The 20,042-nt window shown below is 70.4% G+C and carries 19 protein-coding genes; 8 read left to right on the forward strand and 11 right to left on the reverse strand.

Annotated features, from left to right (window positions below; genetic code table 11):
- From ACFWI9_RS18815 to ACFWI9_RS18865, 11 genes are all read right to left on the reverse strand, one after another.
- On the reverse strand, positions 1 to 465 hold a 465-nt coding region (locus ACFWI9_RS18815), incomplete at its 3' end, for a hypothetical protein (RefSeq protein WP_387163343.1).
- 54 nt (positions 466 to 519) lie between these two features.
- A complete protein-coding gene (locus tag ACFWI9_RS18820) occupies positions 520 to 1,020 on the reverse strand; it encodes a hypothetical protein (protein ID WP_387163345.1) in 501 nt (166 codons plus the stop codon).
- Between the two features lie 85 nt (positions 1,021 to 1,105).
- Entirely contained in the window at positions 1,106 to 1,945 is an 840-nt protein-coding gene (locus ACFWI9_RS18825; RefSeq protein ID WP_387163347.1) for a tyrosinase family protein, read from the reverse strand.
- A 17-nt stretch (positions 1,946 to 1,962) separates the two neighbouring features.
- The gene (locus ACFWI9_RS18830; protein ID WP_387163349.1) at positions 1,963 to 2,394 is read right to left on the reverse strand and encodes a tyrosinase cofactor; all 432 of its coding nucleotides are present in this window, start codon (positions 2,392 to 2,394) and stop codon (positions 1,963 to 1,965) included.
- Between the two features lie 328 nt (positions 2,395 to 2,722).
- Positions 2,723 to 4,171, reverse strand: coding sequence for an aminobutyraldehyde dehydrogenase (locus ACFWI9_RS18835; protein WP_387163351.1), 1,449 nt, complete (start codon positions 4,169 to 4,171; stop codon positions 2,723 to 2,725).
- Positions 4,164 to 5,492, reverse strand: coding sequence for a flavin monoamine oxidase family protein (locus ACFWI9_RS18840; protein WP_387163353.1), 1,329 nt, complete (start codon positions 5,490 to 5,492; stop codon positions 4,164 to 4,166). Before ACFWI9_RS18840 ends, ACFWI9_RS18835 begins: the two co-directional genes overlap by 8 nt.
- A 39-nt stretch (positions 5,493 to 5,531) precedes the next feature.
- The gene (locus ACFWI9_RS18845; RefSeq protein WP_387163356.1) at positions 5,532 to 6,683 is read right to left on the reverse strand and encodes an ABC transporter ATP-binding protein; all 1,152 of its coding nucleotides are present in this window, start codon (positions 6,681 to 6,683) and stop codon (positions 5,532 to 5,534) included.
- 4 nt (positions 6,684 to 6,687) lie between these two features.
- Positions 6,688 to 7,611: an ABC transporter permease gene (locus tag ACFWI9_RS18850; protein ID WP_387163358.1), complete on the reverse strand. Its 924-nt coding sequence runs from the start codon at positions 7,609 to 7,611 to the stop codon at positions 6,688 to 6,690.
- Positions 7,608 to 8,555, reverse strand: coding sequence for an ABC transporter permease (locus ACFWI9_RS18855; RefSeq protein ID WP_387163360.1), 948 nt, complete (start codon positions 8,553 to 8,555; stop codon positions 7,608 to 7,610). The genes ACFWI9_RS18850 and ACFWI9_RS18855 overlap by 4 nt, the downstream gene beginning before the upstream one ends.
- A 1-nt stretch (position 8,556) precedes the next feature.
- Positions 8,557 to 9,738: an extracellular solute-binding protein gene (locus ACFWI9_RS18860; RefSeq protein ID WP_387163362.1), complete on the reverse strand. Its 1,182-nt coding sequence runs from the start codon at positions 9,736 to 9,738 to the stop codon at positions 8,557 to 8,559.
- A gap of 247 nt (positions 9,739 to 9,985) precedes the next feature.
- Complete coding sequence (locus tag ACFWI9_RS18865; protein ID WP_387163364.1) at positions 9,986 to 11,248, reverse strand: aromatic ring-hydroxylating dioxygenase subunit alpha; 1,263 nt, start codon at positions 11,246 to 11,248, stop codon at positions 9,986 to 9,988.
- A gap of 419 nt (positions 11,249 to 11,667) precedes the next feature.
- Between ACFWI9_RS18865 and ACFWI9_RS18870 the strand changes: the two genes are divergently transcribed.
- From ACFWI9_RS18870 to ACFWI9_RS18905, 8 genes are all read left to right on the forward strand, one after another.
- On the forward strand, positions 11,668 to 12,171 hold the full coding sequence (locus tag ACFWI9_RS18870; protein ID WP_387163366.1) for a hypothetical protein: 504 nt from the start codon (positions 11,668 to 11,670) through the stop codon (positions 12,169 to 12,171).
- Positions 12,168 to 13,484, forward strand: coding sequence for an NADH-ubiquinone oxidoreductase-F iron-sulfur binding region domain-containing protein (locus ACFWI9_RS18875; protein ID WP_387163368.1), 1,317 nt, complete (start codon positions 12,168 to 12,170; stop codon positions 13,482 to 13,484). Before ACFWI9_RS18870 ends, ACFWI9_RS18875 begins: the two co-directional genes overlap by 4 nt.
- 15 nt (positions 13,485 to 13,499) lie before the next feature.
- On the forward strand, positions 13,500 to 13,691 hold the full coding sequence (locus ACFWI9_RS18880) for a ferredoxin (RefSeq protein ID WP_387163370.1): 192 nt from the start codon (positions 13,500 to 13,502) through the stop codon (positions 13,689 to 13,691).
- 1 nt (position 13,692) lies between these two features.
- Complete coding sequence (locus ACFWI9_RS18885; RefSeq protein ID WP_387163372.1) at positions 13,693 to 15,753, forward strand: acetate--CoA ligase family protein; 2,061 nt, start codon at positions 13,693 to 13,695, stop codon at positions 15,751 to 15,753.
- Positions 15,754 to 15,815: 62 nt separating this feature from the next.
- Positions 15,816 to 16,994, forward strand: a complete 1,179-nt coding sequence (locus tag ACFWI9_RS18890) for an acyl-CoA dehydrogenase family protein (protein WP_387163374.1) — start codon at positions 15,816 to 15,818, stop codon at positions 16,992 to 16,994.
- 37 nt (positions 16,995 to 17,031) lie between these two features.
- On the forward strand, positions 17,032 to 18,201 hold the full coding sequence (locus ACFWI9_RS18895; protein WP_387163376.1) for an acyl-CoA dehydrogenase family protein: 1,170 nt from the start codon (positions 17,032 to 17,034) through the stop codon (positions 18,199 to 18,201).
- Between the two features lie 211 nt (positions 18,202 to 18,412).
- Positions 18,413 to 19,285, forward strand: a complete 873-nt coding sequence (locus ACFWI9_RS18900) for a 3-hydroxybutyryl-CoA dehydrogenase (protein WP_387163378.1) — start codon at positions 18,413 to 18,415, stop codon at positions 19,283 to 19,285.
- Between the two features lie 132 nt (positions 19,286 to 19,417).
- Positions 19,418 to 20,023 (forward strand): TetR/AcrR family transcriptional regulator, encoded by a 606-nt coding sequence (locus ACFWI9_RS18905; protein WP_387163379.1) that lies wholly within the window; start codon positions 19,418 to 19,420, stop codon positions 20,021 to 20,023.
- Positions 20,024 to 20,042 lie beyond the last annotated feature (19 nt).

A 20,042-nucleotide genomic window follows, 5' to 3' on the forward strand; every position in this document is an offset into this window, starting at 1 on the left:
GTCGCTGACCGGGAGACCATCCCCGGTACAGGTGGTTCTTGTCCTCGCACCCGGGTCGGGCTGCCAGGCCGACCGCCGCGTCGGTCTGCTGCCGCTGGCCAGGGAGCACCGGTCGACGTCACACCTGGCTGCGGTGCCGTCCGCCCCGCTGCCCACGCTGTTCACCCGGGCGTGGGCAGTGGCGCACTCCACGACGAGATGCGGCACGGACCGCGCGGGGTCCTGCTCCCAGCCCGGGAGGCGCTCGCCGCCGGTGCACAGGTGCTCCCCGAGCGCTGCGAAGTCGCCGCTCAGCCGCGGCCGCAGGTCCGCGAGGGCGGGCAACCCGGAGGGGCTGGGCAGCCACTGAGAGGGCAGTACGGAATCGAGGTAGCCGTCCAGGGCGTCCAGCAGCGGGTCATCCGGGCCCTTGAGCGCGGCCGGGTCCACACACAGATGGCTCATGTCGAACGCCGGGTCGTCCACCACCGTGACCGCGGGGTGGGCGGTGAGTGCCTCGGTGGAAGGCGGCGGAGAGGATCAGGTGCGGCCCTGGCGCTGCTGGGCGTCCCGCATGGCCGCCGACGTACTCGCCCAGTCGGCCCGTATGACGGTGTAGCCCGCCCGCCGTGCGGCGTCGCAGACGAGTTCGTCGTCGTCCACGAGCATCCGGATCTCGCGGTTGCGTCCGAGGCGTTTGAGGATCTCCAGTTTGGTGGTGCGGGCGGGGCGCCGGTCGTGGTTGCGGCGCATGAAGAGCCGGCCGTTCGGCAGCCCGTGCCGTTCGAGCCACTCGACGGTCGCGGCGCGGCAGCGCTCGGGACGGCCGGTGAGGTAGACGATCTCGCAGTCCACGGCGTCCTCGGCGACCATGCGCAGGCCATCGGCGAGTGGGGTGTCATCGGGAGCGGCGCCGAAGAACGCGTCCCAGTCGCGCGGACGGCGTTCCAGGAAATGCTGCCGGTGGCCGGTTTCGGCGAGGGTGCCGTCCAGGTCGAACACGGCGAGCGGCCGGGGCTGGTGCTGATTCTGCTGGCTCACCCGCCCAAGGGTAGGCGCAGCCGGCAACGCACCGGGCCCCGGTGGGAAGTGCTTCCCCACCGGGGCTGTTGCGGTCTCGCGTCGGCTACGCCGCCGGGGCGGCGGGAAGGTCGTAGGTGTAGTGGCTCGTGTGGTCCAGCATGTCCGCGGGTGTCACGTCGTTCCAGGGGCGCATGGTGTCGCGCAGGTCCACGACGTTGGGAGTGCCGGCCGCTGGGAGGTAGGGCGAGCCGGGGTGGCGGGTCTGCCACTGCGACCAGAGCTTGTCGATGAACGCGTGGTGCATCCAGAACACCGGGTCGTTGGGGGAGACACCGGTGGCCATCTGGCCGCCGACCCAGACATGGACGCGGTTGTGCAGGTTCACCCCGCGCCAGCCCTCCAGGTGGTTGCGGAAGCCGTCGGACGAGCTGTTCCACGGTGCGGTGTCATAGGTGGACATGGCGAGGACGGTGTCCACCTCGGACTTGGTGGGCAGTTGCCGGCCACCGGCGCCGAGGTCGCGCCGCAGGAAGGTGCGGCCGTCGACGCGCACACTGATCGGCCAGGCGCCGCGTGCGGCGGAGAAGGGTCCGTCCGTGACCTGCCCGTCCCTGGACCGGCCGGTGCCGCCCATGAAGTCGGCCGCCCATATCGAGGACGCGGTGGTGCGGTCGGCGGTCCAGTCCCAGTAGGGCAGTGCCACGCTGGGATCGACGGACTGGAGCGCCCGCTCGAACTCGATGAGGAATCTGCGGTGCCAGGGCAGGAACGACGGTGAGCGGTGGCCGACCCGGTCTCCGCTGTCAATATCGCTCATGATGAACGCGTTGTGGGTGGTGACGAAGGTGTCGTAACGGCCGTTGCGCTTGAGCGTGAGGAGCGCGTTGACGAAGCGGCGCTTCTCGTCGGAGCTGAGCTGGGCCTGGTTCTTGCGTACGGTCATCGCTGGTGTGCTCCGGATCAGGAAAGGTCGAGCGGGACGAGGGCGGCGCCCTGGAGTTCCACGACGGCGGCGCGGGCCACGGCGCGGGGCGTGGGGTGCGGCTCGTAGTGGTTGACGACACTGATCCAGGTGCCGTCGGCGTTCCGCATCACATGCAGTTCCTTGCCGTCCACCAGCACGGTGTAGCCGCCGTGGCCACTGCCGTGACCGTGGTGGCCGCCGCTGTGTGATGCCGGCTTGCCCTGTATCCGCCGGCCCAGGTAGACCTCGTCGAAGGAGGCGGGAGCGGTGGGCTTGGCCGCGGTGTGCGCGGTGTTGTGGTGTGTACCGCGGCCGGAGCCCTGCCCATCGGCGTGCGCGGGCAGGGCTTTCGCCGCGCCGGTGGCCGCGACGGCCGCTGCGACGCCGGCGGCGGCGCCCAGCGCCTGACGGCGGGTGAATCGGGACATACGTAACCCCCTGAGACGAAACATGGTCGGATAGCGGCCCGCTGGTCGGGCGGACTGCCAGGACCATGCCTACAGTTCGGTGCTGATCAGGAGGTAAACGCGAGGGTCCCGCCCATCACTAAACGGACATCCCCCGCTACGCAGTGCGGTACCGAGTCAAAGTCGATCTTGTTGTACGAACCGCCCCCCAGGCGGACGGACGCAAATTCCTCACATGAAATGCCGATTGTGTGAAGAATTTGCGGCTCCCGTGGTCACGATGTGCCAGGCCTCACAGCCGAAAGCTGGCCGGAAAGCATGCCCGCACCATGCCCGGGAGCCGCCCGCCTCAGACCATCACATGCTTGACCTGCGTATAGTCCAGCAGGCCCGCCAGCGAGAGATCGCTGCCGTAGCCGGAGTGCTTCACTCCGCCATGCGGCATCTCCGAGACCGTCGTGCCATGGGTGTTCACCCACACAATGCCGGTACGCAGGGCGCGGGTGGCCCGCATGGCGCGGTCATGGTCCCTGGTCCACACGCTCGCGGCGAGGCCGAACCGTACGTCGTTGGCGAGGCGCAGGGCCTCCGACTCGTCCGTGAAGCGCTGGACGGTCACGACCGGGCCGAATATCTCCTCCTGCACGATCTCGTCGCGCTGCCTGACCCCGGTGACGATGGTCGGTTCGTGGTAGTGGCCTGGCCGCTCGATACGCGAACCGCCCGCGGCCACCTCGGCATGTCCGGGCAGCCGGCCCAGCAGGGCCTCCACGGAGGCGAGTTGTGCCGCGTTGTTGAGCGGACCGAAGTGCGTGCCCGGACGTTGTTCCGCCGCACGGGCGGCGAAGGCGGCGACGAAGGCGTCGTACACCCGCTCGTGCACCAGATAGCGGCTGGGAGCTGTGCAGTCCTGGCCCGCGTTGTAGTAGGCCACGCCGGCGAGTTCGGCGGCGCAGGAGTCGACGTCGACGTCGTCGTACACGATCACCGGTGCGTTGCCTCCGAGTTCCAGGTGGACGCGCTTGAGGTCGTCGGCAGCCGCCGCCGCTATCTCCCGGCCCGCCCTGACGCTGCCGGTGACAGCGACCAGGCGGACCCTCGGGTCGGTGACGAGTACCCGGCCGGTGTCCCGGTCGCCGCACACCACGTTGAGCACACCCGGCGGCAGATGCGGGGCCGCGATACGGGCGAGCAGGGCCGCGGACGACGGGGTGGTGTCAGCCGGTTTCAGCACGACGGTGTTACCGGCGGCCAGCGCTGGGGCGACCTTCCACACCGCCATCATCAGGGGGTAGTTCCAGGGGGTGATCTGACCGCAGACACCGACCGGCTCACGGCGCAGCATCGAGGTGCGGCCCTCCGTGTACTCGGCCGCCGCCGCTCCCGGCAGGGCACGTGCGGCCCCGGCGAAGAACCGCACGGTGTCCGCGATGGCGGGTAGTTCGTCGGCGCGGAACAGCTCGGGGGGCTTGCCGGTGTCCGCGACCTCGGCGGCCACCAGGTCGTCGGAATGGGTCTCAAGGGCGTCGGCCAGTCGCAGCAGGGCTCGCTGGCGGGTCATCGGGGTGGCGGCCGCCCAGCGTTCCAGGGCACCTTCCGCGGCGGCGCACGCCGCGCTCACATCGGCGGCGGAGGAACGCGGGGCACTGCCGCTCACCCGGCCGGTGGCGGGGTCGATGAGGGGCATCGACTCACCGGACGCGCCGGGCCGGTCGGTCCCGGCGATGTGGTTGTGGATCTGCCGGAGGACCGGCGCGGGGGTGAGGACCGGTGCCGGGGTACGGGCGGAGTCAGCCATGGCGCAGCACCTCGTCGGCGGCTGCCCGGCCGGTACGTACCGCACCTTCCATGTACCCGGCCACCCACTGGTCCGATCCGCAGACGTAGAACGGTGGTTCATGGGTGCCGTGCAGAGGGCCGACGGCCAGCACGTCACCAGGTGTCCACTGGGTGACGTACCCCTGGGTCCAGGGGTCGGTGCCCCACAGCCGGATCCAGCTGCCCAGCGGGCGGTGCGCCTCGTCTCCGTAGAGCCGGGCGATGTCGGAGAGCAGCTCCGTCTCGCGCAGCGCCTGCGGCATGCCGAGCAGCACCCCGTACCGCTCCGGCGGGATGAGCGCGGAGAGGACGCCCTCGTTCTGCGGCCAGGTGCTGCCGAGCACGCCCTCGTTCTCGGACAGGCCGTTGAGTCCGCTGTCACGCCAGAAGGGCTTGGTGTACGCGGCGGCGAACTTGGCTGCGACGGCCTGGCGTTGGCGGTGCAGCGAGGCGAGGCGCTCAGTGGACACACCGCTGATCGGCACCGAGCGCAGCGGGCCGACCGGGAGTGCGCTGACGACGGCCCGTGCGGTGAGGGTCTCCCCCGACGCGAGCCGCACGGCGCAGCCCGAGCGGCTGATGTCGACGGCCTCCACGGGCGCGCCGTACCGGACGCGCTCGCCGAGGGCGTCGGCCATGCGCAGGGCCACGGTGGCGGAGCCTTCCGCGACCCGCAGTCCCTCCCAGTCCTCGTAGTCGTAGTGCCCGGAGCTCCGGTCGCCTTCGCCGGGCACCGCGGCGTGTTTGCGCAGGGCTGCGAGGAGTGAGGTGCGTTCGTACGAGCCGTCGGCGAGGGCGAGCTGGCCGATCTCCCACAGCCGTACGACGGCCGGGCTCGCCCCTTCGGAGCGCAGCCAGTCCGCCACGGACAGGCCGTCCAGGGCGGTGGCCTCCGGGTGGTTCCAGGGGTCGTCCGGGTCGACGGATGCCGCGAGCGCGGCGAAGGCGGCGCTGACCCGCCGGTGCGCGGTGTCGTCTCCCGGACCGAACCAGTGCGGTGGGTCTCCTGCCGAGATGCCCTCGGGTGTGGCACGGGCGATGACACCGGGCTCGGCGACATAGCTGGGGACCAGGCTGAGGCCGAGCTCGGCGACCAGCGCGAGATACGCGCTGTGCGCCCGGCCGACCACCTCACCGCCGAGCTGGACGAGCCGGCCGTCGGGCAGTTCGGTCTGCTCGACCCGCCCGCCGGCCCGGCCGCGTGCCTCGGCGACCAGCACATCGGCTCCGCCTGCGGCCAGGTCCCATGCTGCGGCCAGACCGGCGAGTCCGGCGCCGAGCACGATGACATCGTGGTTCATTAGCACGTTCCTTCGTGTGCGGTCAGGAGGGCTGGGTGCTCAGTCGAGGACCAGGCAGTGTTCTGGCTTCCAGCCGATCTCGACGGTCTCGCCACCGCTCCAGCGGTCTTCCATACGGGAGCGGTCGGTGTTCTGCTCCAGCACGGACACCGTGATACCGGGCGCCAGTTCGATGAGATAGGTGGTGGTGGGACCGGAGTAGACGGTCTCGCGCACGACGCCGCTGACCCGTGCCATGTCCGGCAGGAAGTCGGAGAGCCAGATCTTCTCCGGCCGGATGGACAGGCTGACCCTGGTGCCGTCGGCGACACCACTGCGGGCTCCTACGGACAGTGCCGGCCCCTCGTCCAGGACGACCTGGCCCGCGCGGTAGGTGCCGGGGACCAGGTTGGAGGTACCCATGAAGGAGGCGACGAAGCTGCTCGTGGGCCGCTCGTAGACGTCCTCGGGGGTGCCGCACTGTTCGACATGGCCCTCGCTCATCACAGCCAGCCGGTCCGACATGGTCAGCGCCTCGTCCTGGTCGTGGGTGACGAAGACGAAGGTGATGCCGATCTCCCGCTGGATCTGCTTGAGTTCCACCTGCATCTGGCGGCGGAGCTTGAGGTCGAGCGCCGCGAGCGGCTCGTCGAGCAGCAGCACCTGGGGGCGGTTGACGAGAGCGCGGGCGAGTGCGACACGCTGGCGCTGGCCACCGGAGAGGGTACGGGGTTTGCGGTCGGCGAGTGCGGAGAGCTGGACACGTTCCAGCATGGTGCCGACCCGTTCACGTATCTCGCCGCGTGACACTCCGGTGCGCTTGAGACCGAAGGCCACGTTGTCGGCGACCGAGAGATGGTCGAAGAGGGCGTAGCTCTGGAACACCGTGTTGACGTCGCGCTTGTTGGGGGGCAGTGAGGTGACGTCTTCGCCGCCGAGCAGGATGGTGCCGTCGGTGGGGTCGGTGAACCCGCCGATCATGCGCAGTGTGGTGGTCTTGCCGCAACCGGAGGGGCCCAGCAGGGAGAAGAACTCGCCGGGTGCGATGTCGAGCGACAGCGAGTGGACCGCGTAGGCGTCGCCGTAGCTCTTGCTGATGTCGTGGAGCCGGACCGCCGGTACGGGCGCCGTAGCCGTGGCCGTGGCCGTGGCCGTAGCCGTGGCCGTGGGGTCGGCGGGCGTCGCGGGGTTGGTGTCTGGGGTGAGCGTCACGGTGTCACTTCCCGGAGAGGAGATCGAGGCCGCCGCGACGGCCGAAGAGACGCGGGAGGAAGAGTGCGAGGGCGATCAGGGTGATGGATCCGGCGAGCATCAGGGTGCCTACGGCGTTGATGGTGGGCTGCACACCGAAGCGGATGGCGGAGTAGATGCGTACGGACAGCGGCTGCGGGTCGACGCCGGTCGTGAAGTAGGCGAGCACGAAGTCGTCGAAGACCAGGGCGAAGATCAGCACCGCCGAGGCCAGGATGCTGGGCAGCAGCGCGGGCAGGGTGACCAGCCGCAGGGCCTGCCAGCGGGTGGCTCCGAGGTCCATCGCCGCCTCCTCCGTCTCCGGATTGAGTGCGGCGATCCGGGAGCGGAGCACGACCGTGACATAGGAGATGGAGAAGGTGATCTCGGCGAGCATCACCGTCGTGGTGGACAGGGTGACTCCCATGCCCTTGAAGAGCAGCATCGCCGCGACCCCGGTGACGATCTCCGGAGTGATCAGCGGGATCAGCATGATCAGTCCGGCCAGGGAGCCGAGCCGGCTGCGGCTGCGCACCAGGCCGAGTGCCAGTGTCACGCCCAGAATGAGCGATCCGGCCATGGCCACCAGCGAGACCCGAAGGCTCATGTCCAGCGACTGGAGCAGGGAGTCGTCGCGGAGGAAGGCTTCGTACCAGCGGAGGCTGAAGTCCTTGAACACGGTCAGGGACTTCTGGGAGTTGAAGGAGAAGAGAACCACCACACCGATCGGCAGATAGAGCAGCGCGAAGAACACAGCGGTCACGGTGATGGCGAGGCGGGGCTTGCGGTCGGTGCCCCGGCGGGCCCTGCGCGGTGCGGCGCCTGGCCGGGCCTTGCCCAGTGCGGTGCCGGTGGCGGTCTCGGTGTCGGTGTCGGTGTCGCGGGGCTTGCCCGGTACGGCGAGTGTCATCGGGCTGCCCCCGCCTCGTCCTGCTCGTCCTTGCGGGTGCGGCGCAGATAGCCGAGCATCCCGAGGAACAGCACGGCCATCATCAGCATGGTGAGCGCCGAGCCGAGTGGCCAGTTCTGGCCCTGGAAGAACTTGTCCTGGATCAGGTTGCCGATCATGATCTGGTCGGGACCTCCCATCAGCTGGGCACTGACGAAGTCGCCCATGGCGGGCAGGAAGACAAGGACGCAGCCGGCTGCCGCGCCCTGCCGGGTCGCGGGCAGGGTGACGTAGAAGAAGGTCCTCAGCGGTCCGCCGTAGAGGTCGCGTCCCGCCTCGATGAGGGAGACGTCCATGCGTTCGAGGGCCGCGTAGAGTGGGATGATCATGAAGACGACGAAGCCGTAGACGAGTCCGGCGATGACACCCAGACCGGTCTGGAGAATCTTGGTGTCGCCGTCGGCGAGTCCGATGGCACGAAGGGCCTTCAGCAGCGGGCCGTCGTCGGAGAGGACCACGGACCAGCCGTACATCCGCACCAGGTAGTTGGCGAAGAACGGTACGACGATGGCGGCGATCAGGAAGTTCTTGAACCGTCCGCCGTGCAGGGCGATGGCGTACGCCACCGGATAGGCCACGGCCAGGCAGATCACCACGGTCAGCAGGGCGTATCCGAGGGACCGGAGCATCACGGACCGGTAGGCGGGATCGGCCAGCGCGGTGATGTTGTCGAGGTTGAAGCCGAAGCGCGGATTGCCGAGCGGGTCGGTGGTGCCGAGCGCGAGGGTGGCGACCAGCACGAGTGAGGCCAGCAGGAACGCGGCCATCCAGAGGGTGCCGGGGAGCATCAGCCAGGTCCAGATCCGGTTGGCCTTGGCTGAGGCGCCTCGGCGCCGGGCGGGCCGACCGGACCGTGTGGACGAGGTGGGCCCGGTACGCGGGCCGGGGGTGGTGTGGGTGGCCATGTCATCCCGCCTTCACGTGCGTCCAGGCGCTGTCACGTGCCTGCTCGCCCCTCGCGGTGCCGTTGCGGAAGAAGAGATCGTCCTTGAGGTCCTCGGCCGAGACCAGGCACTCGGGGAAGGGCTCCACAAGAGCGGCGTAGGTGTCCTCGGTGCCGCCGACCGGCATCGGGTAGCCGATGTACTCGATGTTCTTCTTCGCGATCTCCGGGCGGAGCATGTAGTCGATGAAGAGCATCGCGGTGCCGGGATGGCGCGCGTCGGAGGGGATGGCATAGCAGTCCGAGTTGACCGGGGAGCCCTCCTTGGCTATCTCGAAGCCGAGGAGGGAGGGGTCTTCGGCCTCGGCCAGCATGGCGGCCATGTCCCCGCTCCATGCCTGGGTCATCACGGCGTTGCCGTTGAGCAGGTTGTTGTAGCTGTCGCTGGAGAAGCCGCGCAGATGGGGGCGCAGGGATCTGAGCGTTTCGGCGATCCTGCCGAGGTCGCCCTCGTCCTCCGTGTAGACGTCGAGGCCGAGCTTGAGCGCGGCGAAGCCGAGCACCTCGTCGCGGTCGTCGAGCACGAACACCCGGCCTTTGGCTTTGGCGTTCCAGAGGTCGTCCCAGGAGCCGCCGAGATTGTCGCCGATCTTGTCCTTGCGCCAGCCGATACCCGTCTTGTACATGATGCGCGGGACGGTGTACCGCGAGTCGGCGTCATACCAGGGGTCGGCGAAGTACGGGTAGTCGCCGAAGACCGACTCGGCGTTCCTGAGCTTGCTGTGGTCGATCCGGCGCAGCCGGTGACCGGCGGCCAGCCGCTGGGCCCATTTGGCGCTGGGGAAAATGATGTCGTACCGGTTGCCCGCGTTGAGCTTGGCGACCATGCCTTCCATCGAGTCGAAGTTCGACTGGATGACCTTGACGCCGTACTCCTTCTCGAATCCGGCGAAGACGGCCGGGTCGACGAAGTCGGCCCAGTTGAAGTAGACGAGATCACCGTCGACCTTGACATCGATGGGAGCTTCGGTGTCTCCGTAGGTGCCGGTGTCGGACGGGAGGAACCCGCATCCGGACGCGGTGAGACCGAGGCCGATACCGGCGGTGGCGGCGGCGCCGGTGCGCAGGAGGGAGCGGCGCGACAGAGGGGCGCGGGCGCCGTGAAGTGGGGATGCGGATGGGGATGGCGGTGCCTCGGGGGACATCGGTGTCCTCTCCGTGGATTTGCGCGGTGCGAGCACTGCTACAGGGCGGTCGCGGGGCATGGTCCCTGCCTGGGCAGGGACCCGGGGGCCGCGGGGCGGTGCGGGGGTGGGGGTCACCACCGCCGGGGCCGGACGGGTGCGTGTGATGCGGATGCGTAGCGGGGGGTTACGGATGCGTGGCGGGGAGTGCCACGCGATCAGGGATCGGAGTGGGGACTGGGCGGGCAGGCGTGGGGCGAGGTGCGGGTCAGCGCTCCGCGGCGTCGAGATCGGCCCGGACACGGTCCGCGAACCAGCCGACCGCCGACTCACGCCGGGAGAGGGGGCCGGGCTCGAACCCGGGAGTGGTGAGTCCTTTCTGCACCCGGGCGACCAGTTCGGCGTCCTCGTCGTTCGTGATCCAGCCGATGTGGATGTTCAGCCGCCGGGCGATGCGGGTGCGCAGCCCGGTCCCACGCTTGGTGTAGAAAGCGCCGGGTACGGCCACACGGTCCACGGCCGTGGGTATAGCGGTCCAGGCAAGCACATGGTCGGGGTAGAAGTCGATGAGTGTATTGGGGTATATCACCGCGTACCGCCAGACCCGGTGGTCTGCCTCGGTGAGCCCCGGCATGGGGGCGGTGATCCGCTGGTAGAGGCGCTCGGCCCAGTTCGACGAGGGCTTGTCGCGCAACGGCGAGGCGAAGAGCGCGTACGACTCGGCGAGTTCGCACGTGTATCCCTGGTAGTCGAGCAGCCGCATCAGCCCCGGGTGGGCCACGGGTACGTGGTAGCCCTCCAGATAGTTGTCGACAGCGATCTTCCAGTTGGCGTGCTGCACCTCGGCGCCGGCCAGATCGTGGATCCGGCTGCGGCCGATGGGCACCAGGTCGGTTCCGGCGTAATGACCGACGGCCTCGGCGAGGCCCGCGCACTGCTCGGCGAGCGGTACGGCGTCGGGGTCGTGGTTGACGAACACAAAGCCGAGGAAGGACTCCACCCGTACCGGGAAGAGGCCGAGCTTGGGCTTGTCGAGACAGGGGATCTGCCGGGCTTCGGGAGCGCCCACAAGGCGCCCGTCGAGCTTGTACGTCCAGCCGTGGTACGGGCAGCGGATCGCCTTGCCGTCCGGCTCGGGGGCCGTGACCAGGCGCGTTCCCCGGTGGCGGCACACATTGAGGTGGGCGGCGAGGCCGCCGTCCTCGGTGCGGACGACCAGCACCTCACGCCCGCCGGCCGTGGCCGCGAGCCGGGCACCGGGTCCCGGGAGGTCCGACTCGTGGCAGACCAGCTGCCAGGACTTGGCGAAGACATGCCGCTGCTCGGCCGCGAGGCTGTCAGCGTCGGTGTAGTAGCGGGCGGACAGGGCCCGGCCGGGATGCTGAGTGGGCTCCGGGGGACGGGCTACGTTCGACGGCTCCGCAGGCGGGGCGGGGGCCGCTGTGGGCGGTGGCGTGGAGAGGGAGGCGGTTCCGGGCGACGGCGCGGTGGTTTCGCGGGTGTCCTCGGTCGCGGGGGCTTCGGGCTGCATCGGGTGACTCCTCACTGCCGCCAAGCGCGGCGATCGGTGTTGAGGCAGGCCCTGGGGCTGTCGGTGGGGCCTGGCGAAGGACTGCACCGAAAGCGCACTGACTAACTGGCCAGTCAGATTGCTGGCGGGTTTCCACGGTGTCAAGACTTGTGGACTGACTAATTGATTAGTTAGCGTAGTCGGCATCGCCACCGCCGGCGATCCGGTACGCAGGCCATGGCTCCGGACCGAAGGCGGCAGCACCGGGCATCCGCCCGGTCCTGATCCCGAATCCCCTTTTCGCCGAACCCCGCTTCGCCGAATCCCTCGCCGCACGGCGCACCGCCCCGACCGCCGGCCCCGACAGCGCGCCTCCGGCCAGCCCGCGCCGCAGCGGTACCCCACTCCCGTTCCCCACCCCTCTCCCACCCGGAGGCAGCATGAGTGGTCGCCGGAGTCTCGCCTGGCTCGGCCTGACACCCGAACCGGAGCGGGAACTACCCTCCACCGTCGCCGCGCTGCGCGCTCCCATGTCCGACGTGGACACGGCGTTGCCCGCGCTGGCGGCAGCCGAGCGGCACCGCGTGGAGCGCCTGATCCTGCACGGCAGCGAGCGCGGCTGGCTGCGCTATCTCGCCGAGGTGACGGACCTGGTGACCGCGGTCGCCTCCGGCGCACGCCAGGGGGACCGGGAGGCGGCGCTGCTGGCGGGAGAGGTCGTGCTGGACCACCACCGCATGCTCATCGGCATGCCGGGCAACGGTTACGGCCGCACGGCGGCGGACCGGCACGCTCTGGAGACGGCGGTCCGCGTTCTGCGCGAGACGGATGCGGACCACACCGACACCGACACCGACACAACGGATCCCAGTGCCGCCAGGGCACAGCCGCAAACACACCGAGCACAACACGGACAGCAGCGACGACAAGGAGGCCGGGGATGACCGTGATCCGCTCCCTGATGCCCTACCGGGCCGGTACCGCCCTCGGCGCGGTACCCCACGTCGTGGAGAGCGGCGCGGCATACACAGCGGACGGCGGCTATCGGAGTACGGACTCGCCGGAGCGCCTGCTGGACCATGTCGCCGATGCCGGGCTGCGCGGTCGCGGCGGAGCCGGGTTCCCCGTCGCCGTGAAGCTGCGGACGGTACGCGACAGCGGCGGGAGCCCTGTCGTCGTCGCGAACGGCGAGGAGGGCGAGCCGGGATCGGTCAAGGACCGCTGGCTGCTGCGGGCCAGACCGCATCTCGTGCTGGACGGCCTCGACCGAGCCGCCGCGATCACCGGCGCCACCCGGGGATACGTCTACGTCTCCGACCCCTACGCCGCCGCGCGGGTCCGCCAGGCGCTCACCGAGTGCCCGCCCCGTACACCCACCGAGGTGATCGAGACCGCCCACACCTATGTGGCCGGCGAGGAGACCGCGGCGGTACGGCGGATCAACGGCGGCCCCGCCCTGCCCACCGCGAAGCCTCCGCGCCCGTACGAACGGGGAGTCGGCGACCAGCCGACCCTGGTATCCAACGTCGAGACGCTTGCCAGGATCGCCCTGATCGCCGCCCGCCCCGAGCGCCGGCACGAGATCGCGGGCAGCACCCTGCTGACCCTTTCCTCACCCGACGGCGGCGCGCTGCTCTCGGAGGCGCCGTATGGAACGACCCTGGGTGCCCTGGCCGCGGTCCAGGGCACCGCGAAGCCGAGCGGAGCTCTGATGGGCGGCCTGTTCGGCGGGCTCATCGGGCCTGACGCACTCGGTCTGACGCTCGACGGCGCGGCGCTCGCCACGGCGGGCACGGCGCTGGGCTGCGGGGCGATCCGATTCCTCGGTCCCGGCAGCTGTCCCGTGGCGACGGCGGCGGACGCCGTCGGGCATCTCCAGGCCGAGAGCGCTCGCCAGTGCGGTGTCTGTGTCTCCGGGACCGCGGCGATCGCGGACACCCTGCGGCGGCTGACCGACGGCACCGCTGCGCCGGACACCGAGGAGCGGCTGCGGCGCTGGTCGTCGGGGCTGCCCGGGCGCGGCGCCTGCGGGCTGCTCGACGCCGCGGCAGGGGCGGCGGGCAGCCTGCTGCGCGCCTTTCCCGACCTCGTCCGCGCCCACCTCGGCGCGGTCTGCGCGGCCTGCGCCGCGGCCCCACCCACCGGCGGCCATCGCCTGGTGGTACCCGTCCCCCCGGTCATGGACCACCTCGGGCAGCGGGCCCACTCCTTCCCGGAGCCCGACCCCGAGCGGGTGTCCCCGTCGAGCCCTCGCTGAGCTGAAAGGACCACCATGAAACTCCTGCTTGACTCCACCCGCTGCCAGGGCTATGGCCTGTGCCAGGAACACGCCCCCGACCTCGTCGAGCTCGACGAGTGGGGCTATGCCTCGGTCATCGCGGTCCCCGTGCCGAGCGGCGGCGAGGACGCGGCTCGCGCCTGCGCCGAGTCCTGCCCCAACTCCGCGCTGCGGCTGGAGAAGTGAGATGGCACGCGATCTGACAGCGCTGTTCGACCCCGCGTCCGTCGCGGTGGTCGGCGCCAGTGACGACCCGGCCAAGTACGGCCATGCCGTGGCCGCGCAGGCGCTGCGCGCCCCCGGCAGGCGCCCCGTCCACCTGGTCAACCGCCGCGGCGGTACGGTGCTCGGCCGCCCGGCCGCGACCTCGCTCACCGCGATAGGCGAACCGGTCGACCTGGCCGTGATCTCCGTACCCGCCGAGGGCTTCGAAGCCGCCGTAGAGGAAGCCCTGAGCTGCGGGGCACGCGCGATCGTCGCCATCACGGCCGGATTCGCCGAGACGGGCGCCGCCGGGCTCGCCCGGCAGCGGGCGATAGCCGAGCGGGTGCACGCGTCGGGGGCCGTGCTGGTCGGACCCAACTGCCTTGGCATCGCCGACAACACGACGGAGCTGTATCTGGCTTCCGACACCTTCACCCCCGGTGGGATCGCGCTGCTGAGCCAGAGCGGAAATCTCGCCCTGGAGCTCCAACTGCGCTTCGCGCCGCACGGTCTGGGCTTCTCCCGCTTCGTCTCACTCGGCAACCAGTCGGACGTCACCCTTGTCGATCTGGTCGAGGACTGCGCCCGCCACGACGGCACTTCGGCGATCGCGGTGTACGCGGAGGACTTCGGCGACGGTCGCGCCTTCGCCCGGGCCGCCGCCGCGGCCGGCAAGCCCGTCGTGCTGCTCACTGCGGGACGCGGCAGCGCGTCCGCCCGCAGCGCCCAGTCCCACACCGGCGCCCTCACCACGTCAGCCGACGTGGTGGCCGCCGCCTGCCGCGACGCCGGGGTCGAACTCGTCGCCACACCGAGGGAGATGACCGTCGTGCTGACCGCGCTTCGGTCCGGCGGTCGCGGTAGCGGACGGCGTACGGCGGTGTTCACTGACGGCGGCGGCCATGGTGTGATCGCCGCCGACGCCGCCGAGTCGGCCGGACTCGACGTCCCCGAGCTGGGCGAGAAGGCGCAGGCCCGGCTGCGGTCGGTGCTGTGGGAGCAGTCCGCCGTGGGCAACCCGGTGGACCTGGCGGGGATGGGCGAGCAGGACCCCCGTTCGTACGCCGAGGCCGTCGGTTCGCTGCTCGCCGCCGACGAGGTCGACGCGGTGCTGATGACGGGCTACTTCGGTGGGTACTCCGCCTCCGAGGGCGGGCTAGGCGGCGGTGGGATGGCCCTGGCCGAAGGCGAGATCCGGGCCGCGCGGGATATCGTCCTGCGCCGCGTGGAGCACCCGAAGCCGCTGGTCGTCCAGTCGATGTATCCGCAGGCGCCGAGCTGCCGGATCCTCGCGGACGCGGGTGTGCCGGTGTTCTCCGCCACGGAGGACGCCGCCCGTGCGCTGACCGCACTGACGGTGGAAGGGAGCCCGGAACTGTACGGGGTCGGCCCCCAGCCCGCTCCCGCCGCGCCGCTGGAGGACCCCGGCTACCACGGCGTTCGGGCTCTGCTCGCAGCGGCCGGGGTGCCGTTCCCGGCGGCCCGCGAGGTCACCGGTGAGGCCGAGCTGCTGGCTGCTGCCGCGGAGTTCAGCGGCCCCTATGTGCTGAAGGCGCTGCATCTGCTGCACAAGTCGGACGCGGGCGGTGTCGCGCTGCGGCTCCCGGACCGGGCGGCGCTCCTGGCCGCGTACCGGGAGATGCACGCCAGACTCGGCGCGACCGCGTACTCGGTGGAGGCGATGGCCGATCTCAGCGATGGGGTCGAGCTGATCGTGGGCGTCAACCAGGACCCCCGCTTCGGTCCCGTCGCCATGGTCGGACTCGGCGGGGTGCTCACCGAGACGTTGCACGATGTCGCGTTCTCGCTGGCCCCCGTGCCCGCGCCGCGCGCCGAGCGGCTGCTGCGAGGGCTGCGCACGGCTCGGCTCCTCGCGGGGGTACGCGGCCGGCCGGCCGTCGACGTGACCGCGGCCGCCGAGGTCATCGCCCTGATCACCGAGGTCGCCGCGGCGCATCCGGAGATCGCCGAGCTGGAGATCAATCCCCTGCTGGTCCGTCCGAGCGGCGTACTCGCCCTGGACGCCCGGGCCGTACTCGCCTGAACGGCCCGCCCGCTGCCCTCCCTTCTCCCCCATCTCCCCATCTCTCCCCTGAGGAGGCGTTCATGGACTTTCGCTACACCCCCGAGCAGGCCCAGCTCAAGGAGCGGGCCGCCGAGTACACCCGGCTGCTGATGCGCTACGAGAACCAGTCGGAGGAGGCGGGCGGCCCGCTGCCCGCGGACACCGTACGAGAGCTGACCCGCGCGGCGATCGACGCAGGCGTGTACGCGATCAACATGCCCGCCGAGTGGGGCGGGGCCGGTCTGTCCCTGCTGGACCAGGTCATCGTGGAGGAAGAGTTCGGCAAGGTCACCAACTGCCTGTGGGACATCCCCTGGCGGCCTGCCAACGTCCTCGCCTACGGCACTGAGGCGCAGCGTGAGAAGTATCTGCTGCCGGTCATCCGCGGTGAGCGGTTCGACGCCTTCGCGGTGACGGAGCCGGGCGCGGGATCGGATCCCTCGTCGGGCACGAGCACGGCCACCAGGACCGAGGGCGGCTGGCTGCTCAACGGCGAGAAGTGGTTTGTGACCTGCGGTGACATCGCGGACTTCCTGCTCGTGCAGGCCGATGCCGGTCCGGATCGCGAGGCGACGCTGTTCTTCGTGGACAAGCAGGCTCCGGGCCTGGAGATGACCCGGGTGCCGCACTTCATGCACTCCGCGGTCAACGGGCATCCGGAGTTCGTGCTCACCGACGTGTTCGTGCCCGACGAGGACGTACTCGGCGGTGTGGGCCGGGGCTACGAGCTGACGAAGGAGTGGTTCACGGACGAGCGGCTGATGATCGCCGCCCGCACCGTCGGCGCCGCCGAGCGCGCGCTGGAACTGGCCCGCGACTGGGCCGTGGAACGCCGCCAGTTCGGCTCCCGTATCGCCGACTTCCAGCTCATCCAGGGCATGCTCGCCGACTGCGCGGTCGACATCGCCGTCAACCGCGCCTACACCCACCAGGTCGCCTGGGAGGCCGACCAGCCGCACACGGACCGCAAGACGCTGCACGCCAAGGCGTCCACAGCCAAGCTGGCGGCCAGTGAAGCCGCGGGCCGGGTCATCGACCGCTGCCTCCAGATCTTCGGCGGCCGCGGCTACGACCGCCACTACCCGGTCGAGCGGATGTACCGCGAACTGCGCGTCGACCGCATCTGGGAAGGCACATCCGAGATCCAGCGCCTGATCATCGCCAACGAGCTCATCAAGCGCGGCACCCAGGCGCTCGCACTCCCCCTGTCCGGTTCCTGACCCCGTACCCGTAGCGCCACCGAACCCGAGGACTGCCATGGACTTCCGTCTCACCGCCCGTCAGGAAGAACTGCGGAGCTCCGCCCGCGAACTCACCCAGTTCATCATGAAGTACGAGGTCGACTGCGAGGAGAACAACGGGCTGCCGCCCGCCGCCCACACCGAGATCCGCGACGCCGTACTGGCCAGCGGGCTCCAGGCGGTCAACATGCCCGCCGAATGGGGCGGCGCCGGACTGACCATCCTGGAGCAGGCGACCGTCCAGGAGGAACTGGGCCGCCTCACCGGCGCGCTGTGGGACATGGTCTGGCGGCCGGCCAACGCGCTCCGCTTCTGCACCCCCGAACAGCGGGAGCGCTATCTCGTCCCGGTCATCCGGGGCGCGCGCCGTGACTGCTACGCGGTGACCGAGCCCGAGGCCGGCTCCGACCCGCAGAACCTGAAGACAACCGCGACCCGCACCGGCGACGGCTGGGTGCTCAACGGCGAGAAGTGGTTCGTCACCGTCGGGGACCACGCCGATTTCATGATCGTGCTGGCTGCTGCCGGGGAGGAGCGGGCCCCGACCCTGTTCCTGGTGGACAAGGACACCCCGGGTATCGAGATGACCAGGGTGCCGCGCTTCATGCACACCTTCGTGTACGAGCACCCCGAGTTCACCTTCAGCGATGTGCGGGTGGGCGATGACGCGGTTCTCGGCGGGATCGGCAACGGCTACGACATCACCCGCTCCTGGTTCACCGAGGAGCGCCTGATGATCGCGGCCCGTACCACCGGCGCCGCCGAGCGCGCGCTGGAACTGGCCCGCGACTGGGCCGTGGAACGCCGCCAGTTCGGCTCCCGTATCGCCGACTTCCAGCTCATCCAGGGCATGCTCGCCGACTGCGCCGTCGACATCGCCGTCAACCGCGCCTACACCCACCAGGTCGCCTGGGAGGTGGACGCGGGGCTGTCCGACCGCAAGACGCTGCACGCCAAGGCAGCCATCGCCAAGCTCTCGGCGAGTGAAGCCGCAGGCCGGGTGATCGACCGCTGTGTGCAGATCTTCGGGGGCCGCGGCTACGACCGCTCCTACCCGGTGGAGCGTCTCTACCGTGAACTGCGCGTCGACCGCATCTGGGAGGGCACGTCCGAGATCCAGCGCCTGATCATCGCGGGTGAGCTGGTCAAGCGTGGCACGGGGGTGCTTCAGCTGCCGACCGAATGACGACAGAGGCGGCCATGACTGCGGCCGGTGTGGGTTCCGGGCCAACGGTCCCTGCCCACACCGGTTCCGCCATCGCCCCCACCGGTCGACCGCACGACGAAGCGGACGGCCCTCAGCTCACAGGAGCGCGGGTGCGGCGAGACCACGCAGATCCGAACGACCGCGACCACGGTCACCACGAAGACCACGAACACCACGCAGGAGGAGACCGATGGCCGAAGCCGGACAGCCACCCATCGAACGGGTCGGCGTCGTGGGATGCGGACTGATGGGGTCCGGGATCGCCGAGGTATGTGCGCGGGCGGGGCTGGACGTCGTGGTGGCCGAGACGGGCGCCGCCGCCGAATCCGGCCGGGCGCGGATCGCGGAATCCCTGGGGCGCGCCGTGGACAAGGGCAAGCTTTCCGCAGCCGACCGGGACGCGGCACTGGCCCGGATCTCCGTCGTCGACGACTTGAACCTGCTGGCGGACCGGGATCTGGTAGTGGAGGCCGTCGCCGAGGACGCGGGCGTCAAAGTGGAGGTGTTCAGCCGACTGGACGCGGTGGTGAGGAACCCGGACGCCGTACTGGCGACCAACACCTCCTCCATCCCGGTCATCCGGCTCGCGGCGGCCACCTCACGGCCGCAACAGGTGATCGGCCTCCACTTCTTCAACCCGGTGCCGGTGCTGCGGCTGGTCGAACTGGTGCCGTCCCTGCTGACCTCCGACGAGACCGTCCTGCGCGCCGAGGCGTTCACCGAGGACGTGCTCGGCAAGCGGGTCGTACGGGCCAGGGACAAGTCCGGCTTCATCGTCAATGCACTGCTGGTGCCCTACCTGCTGGCGGCCGTACGGATGGCGGAGGCAGGAACGGCCTCCGTCGAGGACATCGACCGTGCGATGACGCTGGGCTGCGCGCATCCGCTGGGCCCGCTGGCACTGACCGACCTGATCGGCCTCGACACGACCCGGGCGATCGCCGAGTCCATGTACGAGGAGTTCCGGGAGCCCCTCTACGCTCCGCCACCCCTGCTGTCCCGGATGGTCGAGGCGGGGCTGCTCGGCCGCAAGTCGGGCCGGGGCTTCCACACGTACAGCTAGTGCCTTTCGTTCGGCTCTCGCCGGCCCCGGGACCGCCAACGGCGTCGATACGCGAAGATGGGAGGTGACGTCGGCGCGGCCCGACGCAGTGACCGCACCGCAGGACCGACCTCAGGGGGTATCCGCGTGGCCATGACCGAACGCACTCGCGAAACACGTGAGCGGATCCTGTCGGCGGCGTGCAAAGTGATCGCCGAGGTCGGCTTCGAGAAGATCCGTATGCGCATGGTCGCGGAGCACGCCGGTGTCTCGACGGCGCTGCTGCACTACCACTTCGAGAACCGCGAGAAGCTGTTCACCGAGGCGATGACGCATTCGTTCGCGCATACGAGTACGGAGCTGGAACGGGACGCCGACTCCGTGCCGGCCTCGGTGATCCTGGCGCGGATCCTGCACAGCCTGCTGCCGACCGACCCGGTACTCAAGGAGGACTGGCGGCTGTGGCAGGAGCTGTGGGTCAGGGCACTGCGCGATGAAGCCACACAGAAGTTCGCCGTGGACCTGTACGACCAGCTGCACACCTGGGTCGGCACCGCGCTGCGGCGGGGCATCGACTCAGGCGAGTTCGCGGGCTTCGACGTGGACGCTACGGCCACGCTGCTGCTGGCCATGTGCGACGGGTTCGGCATCCGGCTGATGATCGGCGATCCGCGGGTGACGCCGGACTCGGCGCTGGCGGCGATGTGGGGGGCGGTGGCGCCCGCCCTCGGCGTCTCCGGAGCGTTCCCGAAGATCTGAGGACGGACGCCGCGTCGCG

The sequence above is a fragment of the Streptomyces sp. NPDC127084 genome (assembly GCF_042724175.1).
GTDB lineage: Bacteria > Actinomycetota > Actinomycetes > Streptomycetales > Streptomycetaceae > Streptomyces.